This is a genomic window from Bradyrhizobium sp. 35, from assembly GCF_023073215.1.
Lineage (GTDB): Bacteria > Pseudomonadota > Alphaproteobacteria > Rhizobiales > Xanthobacteraceae > Bradyrhizobium > Bradyrhizobium canariense_D.
In genome coordinates this window covers 55,323-75,084 of record NZ_JADPJC010000092.1, presented here as the reverse complement: position 1 = coordinate 75,084, position 19,762 = coordinate 55,323, and the positions used below count along the sequence as shown (strand labels likewise).

Sequence of the window (19,762 nt, the reverse complement as noted above, 5' to 3'; positions counted from 1 at the left end):
GGGCACGTGACCTTCAGGTGACCTTGGTGTGAGCGGGCCTATCGGAGACGAACGATGACGACTGACGTGACCATCAGTGACAAGGCCGCACGCCGGATTGGGGAGATCCTCAAGGGCGAAGGGTCTGGCGCGATGCTGCGGATCTCGGTCGAGGGCGGAGGCTGTTCCGGTTTCCAGTACAAGTTCGACATTGACCGTGCCCGCACTGACGACGATCTCGTGATCGAGCAGGACAATGCGGTGGTGCTGGTCGATTCCGCCTCGCAGCCGTTCCTGGCGGGGTCGCAGGTCGATTTCGTCGACGATCTGATCGGCGCCTCGTTCCGCGTCAACAATCCGAACGCCACGGCGTCCTGCGGCTGCGGGACCAGCTTCTCGATCTGACGTCGCCGGCTAGGCGCCGGTCATCTGCCTTTCCTCGTCCGTCCACTCCACGTCGACCGACATGAGCTCCGGCTGAAGTGGTGCGTCTCCCGCCATCACATGTCCATCGAGCGCGCGCAGCAGCGCCGCCAGCAGCGCGGGTTTGCGTAGCGGCTTGGCCAGGAAGTCCGACATGCCGGCCTCGCGGCAGATCTTGACGTCCTCGGGGAAGGCATTGGCGGTGAGCGCGATGATCGGCAAGGATTCGAATCGGCCACCTTGCGCACGGATCGCCCGGGTTGCGGCAAGGCCGTCCATGTCGGGCATCCGCACGTCCATCAGCACGAGATCGTAGTCTTCCTCCGAGGCCGCCGCGACGGCCTCGACGCCGTCGGTGACGACGCGCAGCTCGACGTCGAAGGCCCCTAACATCTTGCTCACGACCATGCGGTTGACGGCGTCGTCCTCGGCGACCAGCACCCTCAGCGGTCGGTCGAGACTCGCGATACGCGCCTTGAGGTAGTCGGCTTCGTCGCGGTCGGCAATGTAGTCGGATGCCTGCTCCTGGCTCCAGGGCAGCACCAGCGTGAAGCTGAATGTCGAGCCCTCGCCCGGCGTCGAGGTGACGCCGATGGTGCCGCCCATCTGTTCGATGATGCGCCGGGAGATCGCAAGCCCAAGCCCGGTGCCGCCGAAGCGGCGGCTGATCGAGGCGTCGGCCTGCGCGAAGTCGGAGAAGAGCTGGCCAAGCTTCTCGGGGGCGATGCCGATACCGCTGTCGGTCACGCTCCATTCGACGGTGGCGAGCAGATCGCGGCGGGCCTGACAGACGGCTGCGATCGTGACTTCGCCTTGGTCGGTGAACTTCACCGCGTTGGATGCGAGGTTGAGCAGGACCTGGCGGATACGCGCGACATCGCCGCGCAGCGTCGGCGGCAGGTTCGGATCGAGCTTGACCTTGACCGCGAGCCCCTTGCTCTTGGCACTCGCGCGCACGACGGTCGCCAATGTCTCTACCAGCGCCTGCGGCGCGAAGTCGATCACCTCGAACGCGAAGCGTCCAGCCTCGAGCTTGGAGAGGTCCAGGATGTCGTTGAGGATGCGCTGGAGATTGTCGCCGGACTCGCGGATCGTGGTGACGGCCTCGTGCTGCTCCGGATCGAGTTTTGTCTCCAGAAGCATGCTGGCAAGCCCGAGCACGCCGTTCATCGGCGTGCGGATCTCGTGGCTCATCACCGCGAGGAAATCCGATTTGGCGCGGCTCTCGGCCTCGGCCTTTTCCGCGCGCCAGCGCTCGGTCACGTCGCGGCCGAAGCCGCGATAGCCGAGGAATTGACCGTCGCGGTCGTAGGCCGGCTTCGCGGTGAGCGACCACAGCCGCGCCTCGCCGCCGGCGACGACCTTGAGATTCATCTCGTGCAGCGGTTCGGCGTGCTCCATCAGGCCGACGACATTGTAGGCCGCGCTCTTGTCTTCGGGGCACAGCATGTCGAGCACGTCGGCGAAATGCGAGCCCTTCAGCAAGGGCAGTGGCAGCTGTGCGACCGCGGCGAAGCGCTCGGGCACGTCGACCAAATGCCCTTCGGCGTCGGTCTGCCACAGCCAGTCGCTGGCGTTCTCCTGAAAATCTTTCAGCAACAGCGAGATGATCTCGGTCTGGCGCTCGAGCTCAAGCTGGGCCTTGAGATTGCCAAGGAACAGATTGCCTTGCGAGACGATGTTGCGCGCCATGAAGAACGCGAACAGCAGCAGGAACACGGCGGTCACGAGGTAAGGCCCGGTGCCGCATAACAGCAACGCACCGGCACAGGCGATCGTCGTCGTCGCGAGATAGACAAGGCCCGCACGCGGGAAGGTCGAGAGCGTGAAGGCACCGCCGGACATCATGCCGACCATAAGGCAGGCCAGAATGAGCTGACTGGTCGGCTCGATGCGGCTGAACAGCGCGACCGGCAGCGTGCCCCAGATTGCGGCGAGGAAGAACGCCTGCCGCAACATCTGCCGCGCGGCGCGGGGTGAGGCTTCCTGAGGCGGGCTTTGGTGGGAGCGCCGCCACGCGCGCACCGCGAGCGAGGCGGCGGTCGCGAGGGTCATGCCCCAGATCGCGAGAAAGTCGTTCCAGCCACGACCCCAGAACAAAATCAGCACAACGGCGACGTTGAGCATGGCGACGGCCATCGTCACGGGGATCAGGCGTATCACCGCGTCGATCTGCTTGGCGCGGATGCGGCTCAGCTCGCGGTCGCTGAGACCGGCGGTCAGGCCGTCCTCGATCTCGTAGCCGCCGAGCCAGTACAGGAACGCGCCGATCAACCCGTCGCGGGGCTCGGTTGGCTTCATGGCTTTGTTCGGCCGTCCCATTCGAAAAACCTTTCCACGATCAATGGCCCAGGCCCGACTTAAGCCGGGTTAATTTTGTGGGAGATTTCGCAGCGTCCTTGACGGGCGCGTTTGCATTTTGTTCTAACCATGGCCCCTGCCCGGAGCCGCCAAGATGCCCATCAGAATAGCCACCTGGAACGTGAACTCGGTCCGGCAGCGCATCGATCTCCTCCTGACCTGGCTGAAGGAGTGCCAGCCGGACATCGTCTGCCTCCAGGAGATCAAATGCGTCGACGAAGCCTTCCCGCGGCTGGAGATCGAGGCGCTCGGCTACAACGTGGTCACCCACGGCCAGAAGACGTTCAACGGTGTCGCCCTGCTCTCCAAGCTCCGGTTCGACGAGACCAAGTCGGGGCTGGCCGGCGACGACGAGGACGCCCATGCCCGCTTCCTCGAAGGCGTGGTGACGCTCAAGTCCGGCGTGCTGCGCATCGCCTGCCTCTATCTGCCCAACGGCAATCCGGTCGGCACCGAGAAATATCCCTACAAGCTCAAATGGATGTCGCGGCTTCTTGAGTATTCGAAGGAGCGCCTCAAGACCGAGGAGCCGCTGATCCTCGCAGGCGACTTCAACGTCATCCCGCATGCCCGGGACGTCCATAATCCCGCCGCCTGGACCGAGGACGCCCTGTTCAAGGCCGAGACGCGGGAGAGTTTTCAGTCCCTGCTCGGCCTCGGCCTGACCGATGCGCTTCGGGCCGTCACCGACGAGCCCGGGCTCTACACTTTCTGGGACTACCAGGCCGGCGCCTGGCAGAAGAACCACGGCCTGCGGATCGACCATCTTCTGCTGTCGCCACAGGCCAGCGACCGGCTCGCCAATGTCGGCATCGACAGCTATGTGCGCAGCTGGGAGAAGCCGTCGGACCACGTGCCGGTGTGGGCGGATCTCGATCTTGAGGCGGCGTGAGGCCGCCTCAACCCATCACTCCCGTCGACCCTGCACCCATTGCTCCAGCATCTGCAGGCACATGGCGCGATCGTCGTCGGAGGCCTTTGCGAAGGCGCGGTTGTAGTTTTCCTTGATCCAGGTCTCGTCGCTGCCTGCGCTGTCGCGCGCCAGCGTCAGCCACATCAGGCCGCGGGCGGCCTGCCGCGGCAGGCGGTCGCCGTTGAACAGCATCTGGCCGAGCAGCGCCTGGGCCTCGTGCTGGCCCTTCTGCGCGGCGAGCCCAAGCCAGCGCGCGCCGTAGCGGAAATCCTCGCGCGAAGCGTCCGGCGTCTTCAGGTACAGGCGGGCGAGATCGTATTGTGCATCCGCATTGCCGAAATAGGACGCGGCATAGGAAAACATCTCCCGCGCCCGCTCCTGGTCCGGCTTGACCTTCGAATTCGGGATGCCGCTGAGATAATAGCGGCCGAGCGCCACAAAGGCGTTGGCGACGATCTGCGCCTGCGGCGCGGACGGGCTGTCTTCGGCGTGCGCGTTGGCGATGCGGGTGAAATACTCGAACGCACGCACATCGTCCTGGGCGACGCCGTCGCCATTGGCGTACATGCGGCCAAGCTTCCACTGCGCGATGGGGTGGCCACCCTCCGCGGCATATTGCAGGGCGCTGAGCGAGGTTTCCTGGGGTACGACTGGCGGTACATTGCGCACCTTGCCTGCTGCGCCCGGCAAGGTCGTGACCACCGGGATGGTCGCATCCTTCTGGCTGACGGGTGCGCCGTCAAAGGCGAGCGCCGGCGCGGCCAGCGCAGTAGCCCCCAACACAAATGCAACGATGGTACGCCTAGATGTCCGCATAGCACTGTTTCTCGTGCGCGCCGCCCGGATGGGTCACTGCCCCACCGACCGCTGGTCCAACCTGCTGAGCATATTTCCAGAGCGCGCCCGTCGTGTGGTTAGTCGCGCGAGCGGTCCATTTGGTCTTGCGTTGGGCAAGCTCCTGGTCGCTCAATTTTACGTTAAGGGTACCGGCGACCGCGTCGATCTCGATGATATCGCCGTCCTCCAGCAACCCGATCGGGCCGCCGATGGCGGCTTCCGGCCCGACATGGCCGATACAGAAGCCGCGGGTGGCGCCGGAGAAGCGGCCGTCGGTGATGAGCGCGATCTTGCCGCCCATGCCCTGGCCGGTCAGCGCCGCGGTGGTCTGGAGCATTTCCCGCATGCCGGGACCGCCCTTCGGCCCCTCGTAGCGGATCACGATGACTTCGCCTTCGCGGTAGGTGCGCTTCTGGACGGCCTCGAAAGCATCCTCCTCACGGTCGAAGCACCTGGCCGGACCGGTGAACCTGAGGTTGGACATTCCCGCGACTTTCACGATCGCACCTTCTGGCGCCAGATTGCCCTTCAGACCGACCACACCGCCGGTGACGGTGATGGGCTTGTCTGCCGGGTGCACCACGTCCTGGTGCGGATTCCACTTCACGCTTTTGAGGTTTTCGGCGATCGTTCGACCGGTGACGGTCATGCAGTCACCGTGGAGAAATCCGTTGTCGAGCAGCGTCTTCATCAGAAGCGGTATGCCACCTACTTCAAACATGTCTTTGGCGACATAACGGCCGCCTGGCTTCAAATCCGCGACGTACGGTGTCTTTTTGAAGATTTCGGCGACGTCGAACAGGTCGAACTTGATGCCGCACTCATGCGCGATTGCCGGCAGGTGCAGTGCAGCATTAGTCGAGCCACCGGACGCGGCGACCACGGCGGCGGCATTCTCCAGCGCCTTGAGGGTGACGATGTCGCGTGGCCGGATGTTTTGGGCGATCAGCTCCATGACCTGCTCGCCCGCGGTCATGCAGAAGGCGTCGCGAATTTCATAGGGTGCCGGAGCACCGGCCGAGTACGGCAAGGCCAGCCCGATCGCCTCGGAGACGGTCGCCATCGTGTTGGCGGTGAACTGCGCGCCGCAGGCACCCGCCGAGGGGCACGCCACGCGCTCGATCTCGTCGAGGTCCTCGTCCGACATTGCGCCGACCGAGTGCTTGCCGACGGCTTCGAACATGTCCTGCACGGTCACCTGCTGGCCCCGGAAATTGCCGGGCAGGATCGAGCCGCCATAGATGAAGATCGAGGGCACGTTGAGACGGACCATCGCCATCATCATGCCCGGCAGCGACTTGTCGCAGCCGGCCAGGCCAACGAGAGCGTCATAGGCGTGGCCGCGGATCGTCAATTCGACGGAATCGGCGATGCATTCGCGCGACGGCAGCGAGGAGCGCATGCCGTCATGCCCCATGGCGATGCCGTCGGTCACGGTGATGGTGCAGAACTCGCGCGGCGTGCCGCCGGCGGCTGCGACGCCCTTCTTCACCGCCTGCGCCTGGCGCATCAGGGAGATGTTGCAGGGCGCGGCCTCGTTCCAGCACGAGGCGACGCCGACGAAGGGCTGGTGGATCTGGTCGGTGGTCAGACCCATGGCGTAGAGGTAGGAGCGATGGGGCGCGCGCGCAGGACCTTCCGTCACGTGACGGCTCGGCAGCCTCTGCTTGATGTTGCTCTTCGCGTCCATCGCAAACCAGTTTCCCCGGCCAACCCTTTCAGACCCGAAAAATCAGAGCCAAGATTTGAATCGACCTTTTGAATCGACCTTGGGGATTTCCGTCGTCTTCCAGGATCACCGCTGCCGCTAAAATATTCGAGTGATTTTATTCATGTTCGGGTGTGGCCAAAAAGCGGCGTCGATGCGAACGGACAGAGAAGATGGTTAAATCCGTGACGAGTGTTGCACGGACGGCACAATCGTGGCCGTGAGGACACGATCGAGCTTACTGCGATACCCCCGGCGGGAGGACAATCCCACAACTTCAAGTTTCTGGTGCGTGCCTGCGTTGCAACTTCGGCGCGACGACGAGGCGCAGCCAAGGTGAGTCGGCGCTTCATCATCTCCCCGCCTGTCCGGACGCGCCGCAAGGGCGCTGCGTCCAGGCCACAGATCGAAGTGTTGTGCACACTCTCTCCACATCGTCTTTGCGAGCGGAGCGACTTGTCCGCCGAAGCTTTAGCGAAGGCGGAAGCAATCCAGAATCCTCCGCGGAAAGACTCTGGATCGCTTCGCTGCGCTCGCAATGACGGAGCAAGGGGCAGCAATCGCCATCCGCCAATGCAGATTCAACTTGCAGACACGCTTCGCGTTCTCGCGGCTGATTCCGCCCGAGCTTTGCTTCGTCGCTTCACCCTCTTGTCCAAGAGGGCGCAGGGTACCCGCTGTCGTGCTCGCCAGCGTGGGCAGCCTGATCGCGGTGCTCGACCATGCGCACGGGCTGATGACGAAACTGTCCATCGCCGTCGTGGTCTGCGCCTGGGTCTGGATCGTCTGTCGATCGCGGACGCGCGGCTTGAAAATCCGATCGTCCGTGCTGGCTGCAATGTGCGCCGCGACCGTTCTGACCGCGACGGCCGCGCTGTGGCCGGTTATGGGGCCCGCCGTCGTCCACACCCTCGGTGTCGCCAAGAAGCCGAAGCCTCCGGCCGGCTGATGGACGCAATCACAATCTTCGGAGTGCTGTCGGTCAGTGCGATGCTGCTGTTTTACGCGCTTGAGCCGCGCGGACCGCATTTCGTGCTGGCCTTCGCGGCAGCCTGCGCGTTCAGCGGGGTCTATGGCTTTCTCCAGGGCGCCTGGCCGTTCGGGTTTGTCGAGACGGTTTGGACAGCGGTCGCCTTGCAGCGCTGGGCAAAGGTCCGGTTATCGGCATGACCGGACTTCAGTGCCTTGGTTGGCGCTCAGGCGTTCCGCATCGCGCGCCCGAACGGATCGGCCAGACGGACGATCTCACAGACGGCGACGAGGCCGGCGAGCCAGATGGCGCTGGTCAGCCCGATCCGGGTCACGATGGCGGCGGTGAAGGCGCCCTCGCCGCCCAGGACCGGCGTCGCGGCAAGCAGCGCGAACTCATAGACCGCGTAGGCGGCAACGAATGCAATCGCAAGCATCAGTGGCGTGCGGCCTCGCGGCAGCCTACGGAGGACCGTCGATGCTGCTGCGGTCGATAGCAGCGCAGCAGCGCCGATGACGAAGCCCCAGGCGATAGTGCTGGGGTCGATCGGATAGTGCAGCGCGCCGAAGCCGATGCCCTGGTTCACCAGCCAGGCGCCGGTGACGACGAGCAGCGCCGGACGCAGCGGCAGCATGGCGGCGGCGACAACCGCGCAAGCCGCAAACGGCGTGGCACAGGCGAATGCAAAGCTTGCCAGCGCGCATGACACGATCAGCAGCGCGAAGCCGAACAGCGGCGCAAGGCGCGCCGCGACCGGGTTAAGGCGGAAACGGTCGCCGAGGGGCGGCAGGATTGGACGGGGCATGGATGAACTCATGCCGACGATCCTAGCACATTTGCACCTGCTTGGATCACCTCCCGCGGCAGTTCCAACCGCCTCATCAGAGGTCCCGACGGATGGTGACGCGCGCCCTCTTGCCCTCAGCTGGCTGCGCTCGGCCCTCTTCTCCTTAAACGGCGGGCTACGCTCGCCCTCTTGGGCGCTGGGCCTGAGCCCAGGCCGCGGTGACGTCGCGCGGCGGGACGTCGACGCGCCGGATCGGCGTCAACTCGCCGGAGGCGGAGATGATCGCGGTCTCCTCGCGGCGGCAGCGCGGGCAAACGAAGCGGACCTCGTTCGGCGAAGCCGACCAGCTCGAACGTCTTACATTGGCGGCCATCGGCCAGGCTGCGCAGTGAGAGCATGACACCAGGAACCGACCGGGATCGAGCATACCCATTCCAAAGGACTCCGCGTCCTGCCATCCCTTCAATGATTGATCCATGTGAATCGTTCCGGTGCCAAAACACCGTCGAGACACCATCGGCCCCGAACCAGGAGGCGGAGCCGCTCAGCGGGCGCCCTTGAGCGTGCACGACGTGCTGCAGGTGACCGTGTTGCCGTGGTCGCACGCCTTGCAGGCGGCAACGCACTGGGTCATGTCGCGGGGATTGAAGGAAGTGTAGTTCCGCATCGCGCAGACCGGGGTCGAGCCGGTGATCTCCTGCTCCTGGTTGCAGGCTGCCGTCATGAGTCCAAACATGATGACCGCAAAAAGGCGCATGGGATCGCCCTGCTAGGCACGACAAAACAATCTCGCGACGCGCGCTGCACCGCAGCGAGCCCCGGCATTACCACAGCGGGAAATCACCGGAGGCGTCCCCGCATCTGCATTGAGGATGCGCGCCAAGTGTTAAGAACGGATTGCCGGCGTCAGGCCGCAGCTTGGCTCGCTATGGCCTGCCGCATGTCCACCGCCAGCTGGCGATACCGCTCCGAGAGCTTCAGATAAAACTCACGCTTGGTGCTGTCGGTGGCGAGCCTGGCGATCAGCTCGCATTCGGCGGTGAGCGTCTCGAACCGTTCGAGCCTGTTCTCAAGTTCTGTCATCGGCGTGTCCCCATCAAACGCCTCAAGGACACCAAACCTAAGCCCGGGAAATAGGTCACTGCGAACATCGTTATCGAGTAGAATCAATTTTTCCCGCGCGGCCGACTATTTCTGCTCCAACCGCCAGGCGCCGTCCCAGCCCTCGTCCGGCGGATGGGCCTCGAACCGCGTGATACGAGCAAGCATTGCCCGCGAGGGGCCGTCGCCTGGGACGGCTTCAAGTGCCGCGTTGAAGCCCGCGCGGGCCTCGTCGAAGCGGCGGGCGCGATAGGCGGCGAGGCCTTCGGCGTAGTGAGAACGCAGGCTCTCATGCGCGGCCGTGAGTGCGCCTGCCCGGCCCATCACCTCGAAGATCGTTTGCGGCGCGCTCTGGCCGGCGACCGCAAGACGGTCGACCTCGCGCAATCCGAGGTGCGAGCCGATCGCGTCCGCCGTCGCCTGCGAGATCAGGATACGGGTGCCATAGGTCTTGTTGACGGCCTCCAGTCGTGAGGCGAGGTTCACGGCGTCGCCCATCACGGTGAAGCTCATCATCAGCTCGGAGCCGATGCTGCCGGTCAGGACCTCGCCGGTGGCGATGCCGATCCGCAGATCGCAAAGCCCGGGCATGGCGCGGATGCCGAGCAGATCCGGCAATTGCTTCTGCAGCGCGGGCACCTGATCGGCCATTTCGATCGCAGCAAGGCCTGCGAGCAGCGCCGGCTCTTCCTCCTCGATGAAGGGAGGGCCCCAATAGGCCATGATGGCGTCGCCGATATATTTGTCGATGATGCCGCGGTTGCTCCTGATCGGACCGGACATGACGGTAAAATAGTGGTTCATCACCTTGACCAGGCCGCGCGGGGTCATGCCCTCGCTCATCGCGGTGAAGCCGCTCATGTCGCAGAACATGATGGTCATCACCCGGCGCTGGCCGTCGACGGCGACCTCCGGCCGGTCAATCAGCCCCTGCACCACCTTGGGATCGATGTAGCGGCCAAAGGTCTCGCGGATGCGCTCGTTCTGGCGCAATTGCTCGACCATGCGATTGAAGGCGGAGGCGAGTTCGCCAATCTCGTCCTGCGTCGAGACACTGATGGTCTTGTCGAAGCGGCCCGCCTCGACTTCGCGGGTGCCGGCCAGCAAGAGCCGGACCGGTCGCGTGATCCCGGTGGAGACCATGATCGCAAAGGCAAGTCCGACGATCGCCGCGAGGATGGTCACGATGCCCGAGACGATGATCGCCTGGCGCTGATGGCGGATCACCTGCGCGGTGCTCACGAACACCTGCGAGAGCATCTCGGCGCGGATCGCATCGATCCGCTGGGTGAAGAGATCGCGGAGCGCGTCCACATGGACGAGCACGTCGCGCGTGGCCGCAAAGTCCTTGGCATCGAGCAGCCGGAGCAGCTTGGCGTCCTCCTCGTCGAGTTCGCGGCGAAGCTCCTTGACTGCATTCTCGATGCGCGTCTCGATCCGGGCGAGTGCCGCGTTGTCCGACGGTGTGCTCTCATCGTCGATGATCGCGTTGATCAGCTTTCGCGCGGCTTCGGCCTCCTGCTCGACCTGGGCGTCCGTTTCCCTGAAGATCTTCAGCCGCGCCGCAAAGCCCTCCTCGTCCGGCGGCGTTTGCATTTTGGCGATCACCATGCGCCGCATCGCCAGCGCCCGCTCCAGCGAACGCACATTGGACCGCGCCAGGTGGCCGTAAGCCGGAATATACCGCGCGGTCAGCTCATCCAGAAGATGGCCGACGCGGCTGGACATCACCATCGACAGGATCGCGGTGACGACCATCAGGATGATGAGGCCGAGCGCAATCCCGACGATCTTGCGCCGGATCGACTGGTTGAAAATCGGCATGGGCGCGGGACAATGGGCTGAAGGGGAAAGGCTTTGGAACCCAATACAACGGATTTGCCGCCGGGAATACGCGCAATTTGGCCGCTTGGAGGCGTCCTGAACCGCCGCAACCGTCGCGCGAGCCGTATTCGTTAATGAAGGTTAAGAGACCCGCTCGCCCCGCCGTTGCACAGGTTCCCTGGCTCCATCCGTATTTCGCCGCATTGTTGGAACAGCTTCAGGATGCGAAACGACGTCGTGTCACCATTTTGACGCCGTTTTGATTCTCGAGCCGCATCTCGTCGCGGACTTTGGTTTGTACTGGTTTCGCAGGGGGACCACGGAATGAACCAGTGCCTACGCTCGCTCGCGTGTGTCGTTGCCGTGGCCGCTTTGGCCTTCATCCCTACAGAGCTGGCAGCGAAGAGCGGTCACAAATCGTCCGCGCCGAAGAAGACGCATGAGGCGAAAACCGGCAAGCAGCGCCACGCCTCCGCCGGCAAGGCGCGGCACGGCAAGCATGCCGAGGCCAAGCGCAAGTCGAAGAAGCAGGACGACGCGCCCTCGGACAAGCCGGCAGCCCCGCCGCTGACTGGCGATCTCGCCGCGCTGAAGGATGCCATCGATCTCGCGCGGAAGGGCAAGACCGAGGACGCCAGCGCGGCGCGCGACCGCATTGCCGACCCGGCCGGACAGAAACTCGCCGACTGGTTTATGCTGCGCCATTCCGAAAGCACGGCGAATTTCAAGCGCTACGCCGCCTTCCTCGCCGCCAATCCGGACTGGCCGAGCAGCGCGCTGCTCCGCCGCCGCGCCGAGGCGCGGCTGTGGCAGGAGAAGGCCAACGCGGCGACCGTGCACAAATTCACGATGGACCGGCCGACCAGCGCCAAGGGCAAGTTCGCGCTCGCCCGCGTGCTGATGACCGAGGGCGACAGCGACAGGGCCGCGCGTCTCGTGCGCGATGCCTGGCGCACGGACGAATTGTCCGAGCGCAGTGAGGAGGATTCCTACCAAGCGTTCCGCGATCTCCTGACCGCCGAGGATCATCGCGCCCGCATGGACAAGCGGCTCGGCGCCAAGGACTATGCGGGGGCGCGGCGCGCAGCCAAGCGGCTCGGCGAGGATGCGCTCGCGATCGTCAAGGCCTGCGCCGCAGTCACCGGCAAGGCCAGCAAGGCCAAGGATTACCTGGAGGACATTTCGGCCGAGGCGCGCCGCGACCTCGGCTATGTGCTGTGCCGCGCGCAATGGCATCTCCAGAATGACCGCATCGACGACGCGGCCGAGGTGATCCTGGCCGCCGCGCCCGATACGATGGCGGCGCAAGACACCGACGCCTGGTGGCGCGAGCGCCGCCTGCTCGCGCGAAAGCTGCTCGACCAGGGCAAGTTCAAAACCGCCTATGATTTGGTGCGCTCGGCAGCCGTGCCCGCGATGGAGGTCTATCGCGCCGACTATCACTTCATGTGCGGCTGGATCGCGCTGCGCTATCTCGATGATCCCAAGGCGGCGATGACGCATTTCGCCGCGATCGACGAAGGCTCCGCCAATCCGATCGCGCTGTCGCGCGCGCATTATTGGCGCGGCCGCGCGGCCGAGGCAATGAACGCACCGGCCGATGCGCGCCTGAGCTATCAGGCGGCGGCGCGCTATCCGACCGCCTATTACGGCCAGCTCGCCCGCGCCAGGCTCGGTCTCGACCGCATCGAGCTGCGTGCGCCCTCGCCCGTGCTGGCAGCAGTCGACGCGCCGCCCGCGGACGAGCGCGTGCGCGCCGCCGACATGCTCTACGGCGTCGGTGAGCGCGACATGGTGTTTTACTTCGCCGAGGATTTTGCCAAGGAGAGCACCGACGTCGCCGCACTCGAAGCGCTCGGCGAGCTCGCCGGCCGGCGCAACGATGCGCGCGTGATGCTGGAGGTCGGCAAGTCGGCGCTGGCGCGCGGGCTCGCGCTCGATCACTACGCCTTCCCGACCATCGGCATCCCTGAACATAAGCAGGTGGCGCCCGCGATCGATCCCAGCGTGATCTATTCGGTGGCGCGCACCGAAAGCTCGTTCGACCAGCGCGACAAATCGGCCGCCAACGCAGTCGGGCTGATGCAGGTGACGCCGGAAGCGGGCCGCGACACCGCAAAGCGCTTCGGCCTGACCTATGACTGGGACAAGATGGTCTCCGATCCCGTCTACAACACGCAGATGGGCGCGGCCGAGCTCAGTGCGCTCATGTCGGAATATCGCGGCAACCAGATCATGACCTTCGCCGGCTACAATGCCGGCCGGGGCCGCGTGCGCGAATGGGTGCAGGCGCGCGGCGACCCCAGGGATCCCAAGGTCGATCCGGTCGACTGGGTCGAGCGCATCCCGCTGTCGGAGACGCGCAACTACGTCCAGCGCGTGATCGAGAACGTGCTGGTCTATCGTGCGAGGTTTGAGGCCAGCAGCGTCGTCGCGGGGAAGTCCGAGCAGCGCGTTACGACGCCGAACAGGGGCGCGATGCCGACGGCATCGGCCGCAGCCGCCGCGCCCTAGCTTCGCGACGCCGGGGCTGGACGCGGCGTGAAGCTGGATGCAGTGACTGCGACCGACCTCTCTGCGCGGGTCCGCATCGTTTGGCGAGCCGTCACCTCCTTCCGTGGTCAGAGGGTTCGTACGCGCGCAGAAATGCTTGCGTCAGCGAGCGCGAGAGCGCGCCCGTCTGCAGTATCCAGTTCCAGCTCGACACCGTGATCGCTTCGAGCGAACTGCGGTAAGGCCAGAGCATTTCCACCGCCGTCTGCTGATATCGACGGTAGCAATCATAGTCGCAGTACCGCCGCTCAGCGGGCACATGGCGGACGTAACTCGCGCCCAGCGGCTGCGCGCACGCGCTGCAGGTACCGCCGTGGCGAGGCCCTTCCTGATTGACGAACATGAATCTCATCGCGATGTCCTCTCGCCCGGACGGCAAATCCACCGCCCGTTTCGCCCTCCTATCCGCTCAAGACGCCGCTCGTGTGCGCCCCTCGATCAGCGGCGCAGCTTCGCCATGAAGCGCGTAACACTCGTAGCCGCAGTAGGGCAGCAGCGTCTTCGCATCGCGCAGATAGCCGCCGCTGATCTCCTCGCAGCACCAGAGGCAGGACGTTTTGCGAAAAGGGGTCCTGCCGTTCACCAATATGAACCTCATGTGGCACCTCCGAGCGCAAAGCAGTAGACCGTGTCGACGAGAGAGGCGGACGGCGGCGGCGCGCAAAGATGGTTGCGGCCGTCGGGATTATCCCTGTTTCGCTCGACCTTCTGAGGCGGAATGAGGATGTATTTCCCGTCTTCCCGGCGCAGCGCGTAGATGCTCCCCTCGACCCGCCGTATCTCGGTCGGGTAGCAGTCGGCGTTGTTGCAGCAAGTCAGCACCGGATTGTCCGGCATGTGCCAACTCGAATAGAACTGCTCGTGGAGGAGCAGATCCCGAGGCGGATGACGATGTGCGCCATCCTGTCCGGCCTCGTCCGCCTCCGCTCCAGTCATCAACGAAAGCGGCAGCGTGATCGCCAAGAGGAGCTTGCAACAACGGTTCAACGCGCAGCCTCCCGATACAGAATTGCCGAACGCAGCAGATCCGGTGACTGGTGCTTACGCCGCCTGAGACCGAAACAGCCATCGGCGATCGCGTTCGCGGCGCGCTCTGAAGCGATCGAGACATTTCCGGGAGCAAAGCGGCGCTCGCCAGGAATAATACCGGATCAGGCCGAACTTCCCGCTGCAGACGGCGCAGCTTTTTGCGGCGGAAGGGCGCTCGGAGTGTTCGGGCTTATCGCACATGATCCTCTCCTCCTGGCCTCTGATGGGCGCCTCTGACGGTCGAGGATCCCCACGGGCGCTGATGCACAATCATCACGTTCGTCAACGAAATGCGGCTTCTCAATCGTGACCAGATCATCGGCAAGTCAGCGCCGGCGGAGGCGAAGCTGGCCTCTTGAGTGCACGACCCCGCGCTACTCAACTGTTCAAGCGTTGCGATCGACACCACTGGATTGCCGGTGAGACTAGTCCCCATGTGACGGGCCGCTCAATTGTACGGAGGTAAATGCAGCGTATGACTAGGATTGCGCGACCTATACATAGGTTTGTCCGGTGATTTACCGGAGTTTCGTCCGCTCGCAACGAGACGGCGCAACGCTGGCAAGCTGCACGGAGCCCGCGAACTTTCGATGCGGAATCCTGCTTTGATCAGGGAATTGCCCCTGCTGTCGCAAAGTGCTCTACTCTCCCTGCCCCACGCGGGCCGGGACGCTTGCGATGATGCCTGGCCAGATCGCAAAACTAGGGAATTCGGCCGCGCAATTCCTGCTCGGCGGCCTTGCGGCGCTTCGATCTCTCGGCAATGCGGGGAAAGGCGAGTCCGCGACTGGGGATGGCTGGCGGCAGGACAATGCCGACCTGCGCGACGCCGTGAAGCAATGGCGACAAGTGTTCGAGCACAATCCGGTCATGTATTTCATGGTCGATCCGGCCGGAACGGTGCTCAACGTAAATACATTTGGCGCCGCGCAACTGGGCTACACGGCGGCCGAGTTGACCGGCCAATCTGTGCTGAACGTCTTTTTCGAAGAGGACCGCGATTTCGTCCGTCGCTGTGTCGGGCTGTGCCTGGAAACCGTGGACCAGTCGCACACCTGGGAGATTCGCAAGATCCGGAAGGACGGCTCGGTTCTCTGGGTCCGTGAGAACGCCAAGGCCATGCGACGCGGCGACGGCACGCCGATCGTGCTGGTCGCCTGCGAAAACATCACCCAGCGCAAGGAGGCGGAGGATGCGCTGCGGCAGAGCGAGGCCTACCTTGCCCAAGCGCAGGAGTTGAGCCGCACCGGCAGCTTCGGCCTGAGCCTGGCAACCCGCGAGGCCGTCTGGTCCAGGGAGACCTTTCGCATCTTCCAATGTGACCCGCAGGTCAAACCGACGCTCGATTTCGTTTTCCAGCGCATTCATCCGGAAGATCGCAATGCGGTCAGCAAGACCCTTGATCAGGCCTTCCGTGAGGTCGGCGATTTCGACCATGAATATCGCCTGCTGATGCCCGATGGAACCATCAAATATCTCCATTCCGTGGCACGCGTGGTGAGACATGGATCCGGCCACATCGAGTTTGTTGGAGCGGTCACTGACGTCACTACGGCAAAGGAAACCGAACAGCGGCTGCGTCGCAGCGAAGCCTATCTGACCGAAGCCCAGCGCCTCAGCCACACGAGCAGCTGGGCCTGGAACGTGCGCAGTCAGGAGTTTGCCTACCGATCGGCCGAACTCTATCGCCTGTTCGGATTCAACCCGGACCAGATCGATCTGTCGGCGCAGGCTTTCCAACAACGGATCCTCGCCGAAGACTTTCGCCGGATCGTCGATGTGGAACGTCAGGCAATCCGGCAAAAGCAGCCTTTCGAAGTTGATTTTCGGATTTTGCGTCCGGACGGTTCCGTACGACACGTCCATACGGAGGGGCATCCCGTCGTCGGCGGGGACGGCGATGTCACGGAAATCATCGGCACCCACGTCGATGTCACCGAGCAGTTTGCCGCCAGACAAGCGCTGCAAAAAGCCTTTGACGAGCTCAAGCTGTCCGAGCAGCGATTTCGCGACTATGCCGAAACCGCCTCGGACTGGTTTTGGGAGAGCGGGCCGGACCACCGTATCACACGGATTTCGGAACATGCCGACACGGCCGGTCCCGTGCCCACGGGCGTGATCGGCCTCGCCCGTTGGGACATTCCACCCGATGCCGAGCTCGAGCCCGAGAAGTGGGAGCGGCATCGCGCGACGCTCGATGCCCACCTTCCGTTTCGCGACCTGGTCTACCGAAGCAAGGATCGCAACGGATCTCCGATCTACGTGCGCACCAGCGGCAAGCCCTTGCACGACGCGAACGGCAACTTTCTCGGTTATCGTGGCGTCAGCAGCGACGTGACGGCGGCCATCCGCGCCGAGCAGGCCGAAGAAGCACTGCGCAAGGCGCAAGCCGAACTAGCTCACGTGACGCGCGTCACGATGCTCGGCGAACTCACGGCCTCGATCGCCCACGAGATCAATCAGCCCTTGGCCGCCGTGATCTCCAATGCGGATGCCTGTATCGGATGGCTCGGCCGCGAACCAGCCCAACTGAATGCCGCACGCCGTTCCGTGGAATGGATCGTCGAGGACGCCAATCGCGCCAGCGAGGTGATCCGCCGGATCAGAACGCTTGCGAAGAAGACCGAGATCGAGATGGCTCCGGTCGACATGAACCAGCTCGTCAGGGAGACGGTGGCGCTCGTCCGCCGCGAGCTTGCCACCCATGCCGTGTCGGTACGAATGGAGCTGGCGTCCGCTCTACCCAGCGTTTGCGGCGACCGGATCCAGCTGCAGCAGGTGCTGATCAACCTGGTCATGAACGGGATTGAAGCCATGCACGCCAATGTGGACCGTCCGCGCGAGCTTGCGATCCGCTCCAGCCAGGCGAGCGAGCACGGCGAAGGCCGCATGCTCCTGATCGTGACAGACAGCGGGGTCGGCCTCGGCGACGGCGCGACGGAGCGCATCTTCACACCTTTCTTCACGACAAAGCCGAGCGGCCTGGGGATGGGACTGTCGATCTGCCGATCGATCATCGAGGCTCATGCGGGCCGGCTCTCGGCCTTCCCCAATGACGGAAGCGGAGCAACATTCCAGATTGCCCTGCCCTTGCCGATCGAGGACACGTCGTGACCGACCATCTCAAGGTGGCGACGGTGCAGACGAGTTCCGACGATCCGATCGTCTTGATCGTCGACGACGATCCATCGATGCGCCGTGCGCTCACCAACCTCTTTCAATCCGTCGGCCTCAAGGTCGAGGCTTTCGGCTCCGCGGCGGAGATCATGGAAGCCAAGCCACCGGCGGTCCCCAGCTGCCTTGTGCTCGACATCCGCCTGCCGGGCTCAAGCGGCTTTGACCTGCAGTCGGACCTAGCGAAGGCGAACATTCACACGCCCATTATCTTCATCACCGGTCATGGTGATATTCCGATGACCGTCAGGGCCATGAAGAGCGGCGCCATCGATTTTCTGACCAAGCCGGTGCGCGACCAGGACATGCTGGATGCGGTTCAGGCCGCGATCGAACGGGATCGCAAGCGACGCAATGCCGAGGAGTCGGTCGCGGGAGTGCGGTCCCGATTCGAGGGTTTGAGCGCGCGCCAGCGCGACATCCTCGCCCTGGTGGCGTCCGGCCTGATGAACAAGCAAGTCGCTGCCGAGCTCGGATTGGCTGAGATTACCGTCAAGATCTACCGCGGGCAGATCATGCGGAAAATGGGCGCCAAGTCGTTGGCCGATCTCGTCAGAATGGTGGAGGCGCTCGGAATCTCACGCCCGGGCGGAAAGGTGCAAACCTAAGTATGCTTTTCAAGCTCGCTCCAAGGGCTCACTTTCGTCAAGTGCGGCACCGTGATCGGCGGCTCCCCGATCAGGAGCGATCATTTTGTCAATCCCCTCGGCCATTTCCGTCATCGACGATGATCGATCAGTCCGCCTTGCGACCAATAATCTGCTGACGTCGCGGGGATACACGGTCAACATCTTTCGCTCCGCTGACGAATTTCTTCAATCGGCCGAACTGAAGACGACGTCCTGCGTGATCGCGGATGTGCAGATGTCGTTGATGGGCGGCCTTGAGCTCTTGACGCACATGCGCAGCCTTGGTCACCACACGCCCTTCATTTTCATGACGGCTTTTCCCGACGATGCCGTGCGCGACCGCGCGCTGAAAGCGGGCGCTATCTGCTTTCTGGCGAAGCCGTTCTCCACGCCCGCTCTGCTTGAATGTCTGCGGATGGCCCTGTCCGGCTCCGATCAAACCGAGACGTGATACGCTGGCGCCGAGCCCTGGCGACACGGCGCTCACTCTACCTTGATGTTCGCCGCCTTGATCATTGGCCACCACTTCGCGATCTCCGCCTTCTGGCGGGCGCCCAGGGCCTCGGGCGTGAGCTGATCCTGGGGTGTCATCTCAAGCCCCTGACTTTCGAGCTGCTTCTTCACGCCGGGATCGTTCAGCGCTTCCACGGCAGCGGCATTGAGCTTGGCGACGATCGCCTTTGGCGTGCCCTTCGGCACCCACATGCCGGACCAGAGCGTCATGTTGAAGCCCTTCAGGCCCGCCTCCTCCGCCGTCGGGATGTCGGGCGCCGACGACAGGCGCCTGTCATCGGTGATGGCGTAGGCGCGAATGGTGCCGGCGCGGACCTGGTTGATGGAGTTCGAGGTCTGGTCGACGATGATGTCGATCTGGCCGGCAATGAGATCGTTCAGGGCGGGCGCGGTGCCGCGATACGGTACGTATTGCAGCTTGATGCCGCTGACGCTCTCGAAATAGACCCCGGCGATGTGGCTACCCGAGCCCGCGCCGGCGGTGCCGGCGGTCGGCGGCGACGGTCGCGACTTCAGCCAGTCCAGCAGCTCCTTCAGCGAGGTCGCGGGCACCGCGTTCTTGCTGACGACGATCATCGGATTGCTCGGCAGCAGCACCACCGGCTCCAGGTCCGCGACCAGGTCGTAATTGAGCTTGTAGACGGCGCCGTTGGCGACGTGGGTGCCGAGATGGCCGAACGAGATCGTGTAGCCGTCGGGGGCCGAATGCACGGCGCGGCCGACGCCGATCGAGCCGCCCGCGCCGGTGACGTTCTCGATCACCAGCGGCTGCCCAAGCGATGTCCGCATCCGCTCGGCAAGCACTCGCGCCATCGCATCCGACGGACCGCCGGCGGCGAAGGGAACGATGATGGTGATGGGACGCGAGGGATAGTCGTCGGCGCGCGCGGCGCCTGCAACAGCGAGAATAGCAATCAGCGCAGCCCAGGCGGCCTTCATTGTCTTCTCCCAGCAATGTCAT

Annotated in this window: 20 protein-coding genes; 8 read left to right on the top strand and 12 right to left on the bottom strand. The window is 64.2% G+C overall.

What is annotated here, in order from left to right; translation table 11 throughout:
* Positions 1 to 54: 54 nt before the first annotated feature.
* The gene (gene erpA, locus IVB36_RS20010) at positions 55 to 384 is read left to right on the top strand and encodes an iron-sulfur cluster insertion protein ErpA (RefSeq protein ID WP_007610737.1); all 330 of its coding nucleotides are present in this window, start codon (positions 55 to 57) and stop codon (positions 382 to 384) included.
* Between the two features lie 9 nt (positions 385 to 393).
* Here the strand turns inward: erpA and IVB36_RS20005 are convergent, their stop codons facing one another.
* Positions 394 to 2,724, bottom strand: a complete 2,331-nt coding sequence (locus IVB36_RS20005; RefSeq protein ID WP_247392811.1) for an ATP-binding protein — start codon at positions 2,722 to 2,724, stop codon at positions 394 to 396.
* Between the two features lie 133 nt (positions 2,725 to 2,857).
* On the opposite strand from IVB36_RS20005, the gene xth reads away from it, so the two are divergent.
* Complete coding sequence (gene xth / locus IVB36_RS20000) at positions 2,858 to 3,655, top strand: exodeoxyribonuclease III (RefSeq protein ID WP_007610740.1); 798 nt, start codon at positions 2,858 to 2,860, stop codon at positions 3,653 to 3,655.
* Positions 3,656 to 3,670: 15 nt separating this feature from the next.
* Here xth and IVB36_RS19995 read toward each other — a convergent pair whose 3' ends face one another.
* Positions 3,671 to 4,492: a tetratricopeptide repeat protein gene (locus IVB36_RS19995; RefSeq protein WP_007590646.1), complete on the bottom strand. Its 822-nt coding sequence runs from the start codon at positions 4,490 to 4,492 to the stop codon at positions 3,671 to 3,673.
* Complete coding sequence (gene ilvD, locus IVB36_RS19990) at positions 4,479 to 6,203, bottom strand: dihydroxy-acid dehydratase (RefSeq protein ID WP_027518135.1); 1,725 nt, start codon at positions 6,201 to 6,203, stop codon at positions 4,479 to 4,481. The genes IVB36_RS19995 and ilvD overlap by 14 nt, the downstream gene beginning before the upstream one ends.
* Positions 6,204 to 6,903: 700 nt before the next feature.
* Between ilvD and IVB36_RS19985 the strand changes: the two genes are divergently transcribed.
* A complete protein-coding gene (locus IVB36_RS19985; protein ID WP_204511292.1) occupies positions 6,904 to 7,170 on the top strand; it encodes a hypothetical protein in 267 nt (88 codons plus the stop codon).
* Entirely contained in the window at positions 7,170 to 7,391 is a 222-nt protein-coding gene (locus IVB36_RS19980) for a hypothetical protein (RefSeq protein WP_018458040.1), read from the top strand. Before IVB36_RS19985 ends, IVB36_RS19980 begins: the two co-directional genes overlap by 1 nt.
* 26 nt (positions 7,392 to 7,417) lie before the next feature.
* Here the strand turns inward: IVB36_RS19980 and IVB36_RS19975 are convergent, their stop codons facing one another.
* The 5 genes from IVB36_RS19975 to IVB36_RS19955 form a co-directional block, all read right to left on the bottom strand.
* Positions 7,418 to 7,996, bottom strand: coding sequence for a hypothetical protein (locus IVB36_RS19975; RefSeq protein WP_204511293.1), 579 nt, complete (start codon positions 7,994 to 7,996; stop codon positions 7,418 to 7,420).
* Positions 7,997 to 8,153: 157 nt separating this feature from the next.
* Positions 8,154 to 8,456 (bottom strand): hypothetical protein, encoded by a 303-nt coding sequence (locus tag IVB36_RS19970; protein ID WP_247296609.1) that lies wholly within the window; start codon positions 8,454 to 8,456, stop codon positions 8,154 to 8,156.
* A gap of 66 nt (positions 8,457 to 8,522) precedes the next feature.
* The gene (locus IVB36_RS19965) at positions 8,523 to 8,735 is read right to left on the bottom strand and encodes a hypothetical protein (RefSeq protein ID WP_018458043.1); all 213 of its coding nucleotides are present in this window, start codon (positions 8,733 to 8,735) and stop codon (positions 8,523 to 8,525) included.
* 149 nt (positions 8,736 to 8,884) lie between these two features.
* Positions 8,885 to 9,061 carry a hypothetical protein gene (locus IVB36_RS19960; RefSeq protein ID WP_018458044.1) on the bottom strand — a complete coding sequence of 59 codons (177 nt, stop codon included), beginning with the start codon at positions 9,059 to 9,061 and terminating at the stop codon, positions 8,885 to 8,887.
* A gap of 105 nt (positions 9,062 to 9,166) precedes the next feature.
* The gene (locus IVB36_RS19955; RefSeq protein WP_018458045.1) at positions 9,167 to 10,903 is read right to left on the bottom strand and encodes an adenylate/guanylate cyclase domain-containing protein; all 1,737 of its coding nucleotides are present in this window, start codon (positions 10,901 to 10,903) and stop codon (positions 9,167 to 9,169) included.
* 324 nt (positions 10,904 to 11,227) lie between these two features.
* Here IVB36_RS19955 and IVB36_RS19950 point away from each other — a divergent pair, with 324 nt between their 5' ends.
* The gene (locus IVB36_RS19950; protein WP_018458046.1) at positions 11,228 to 13,417 is read left to right on the top strand and encodes a lytic transglycosylase domain-containing protein; all 2,190 of its coding nucleotides are present in this window, start codon (positions 11,228 to 11,230) and stop codon (positions 13,415 to 13,417) included.
* A gap of 91 nt (positions 13,418 to 13,508) precedes the next feature.
* On the opposite strand, the gene IVB36_RS19945 is transcribed toward IVB36_RS19950, so the two are convergent.
* The 3 genes from IVB36_RS19945 to IVB36_RS19935 are packed head-to-tail and all read right to left on the bottom strand — an operon-like array spanning position 13,509 to position 14,419.
* Positions 13,509 to 13,808, bottom strand: a complete 300-nt coding sequence (locus IVB36_RS19945) for a hypothetical protein (protein ID WP_247392810.1) — start codon at positions 13,806 to 13,808, stop codon at positions 13,509 to 13,511.
* A 57-nt stretch (positions 13,809 to 13,865) separates the two neighbouring features.
* Positions 13,866 to 14,054 carry a hypothetical protein gene (locus IVB36_RS19940; protein WP_039800268.1) on the bottom strand — a complete coding sequence of 63 codons (189 nt, stop codon included), beginning with the start codon at positions 14,052 to 14,054 and terminating at the stop codon, positions 13,866 to 13,868.
* Positions 14,051 to 14,419 (bottom strand): hypothetical protein, encoded by a 369-nt coding sequence (locus tag IVB36_RS19935; RefSeq protein WP_231188449.1) that lies wholly within the window; start codon positions 14,417 to 14,419, stop codon positions 14,051 to 14,053. The genes IVB36_RS19940 and IVB36_RS19935 overlap by 4 nt, the downstream gene beginning before the upstream one ends.
* 744 nt (positions 14,420 to 15,163) lie before the next feature.
* On the opposite strand from IVB36_RS19935, the gene IVB36_RS19930 reads away from it, so the two are divergent.
* The 3 genes from IVB36_RS19930 (at position 15,164) to IVB36_RS19920 (ending at position 18,739) form a co-directional block, all read left to right on the top strand.
* Positions 15,164 to 17,599, top strand: coding sequence for a PAS domain-containing sensor histidine kinase (locus IVB36_RS19930; protein ID WP_247369931.1), 2,436 nt, complete (start codon positions 15,164 to 15,166; stop codon positions 17,597 to 17,599).
* Positions 17,596 to 18,267: a response regulator transcription factor gene (locus IVB36_RS19925; protein WP_247369927.1), complete on the top strand. Its 672-nt coding sequence runs from the start codon at positions 17,596 to 17,598 to the stop codon at positions 18,265 to 18,267. Before IVB36_RS19930 ends, IVB36_RS19925 begins: the two co-directional genes overlap by 4 nt.
* An 85-nt stretch (positions 18,268 to 18,352) precedes the next feature.
* Positions 18,353 to 18,739 (top strand): response regulator, encoded by a 387-nt coding sequence (locus IVB36_RS19920; protein ID WP_018458052.1) that lies wholly within the window; start codon positions 18,353 to 18,355, stop codon positions 18,737 to 18,739.
* A gap of 32 nt (positions 18,740 to 18,771) precedes the next feature.
* On the opposite strand, the gene IVB36_RS19915 is transcribed toward IVB36_RS19920, so the two are convergent.
* Positions 18,772 to 19,740 carry a tripartite tricarboxylate transporter substrate binding protein BugD gene (locus IVB36_RS19915; RefSeq protein WP_018458053.1) on the bottom strand — a complete coding sequence of 323 codons (969 nt, stop codon included), beginning with the start codon at positions 19,738 to 19,740 and terminating at the stop codon, positions 18,772 to 18,774.
* Positions 19,741 to 19,762: the final 22 nt, after the last annotated feature.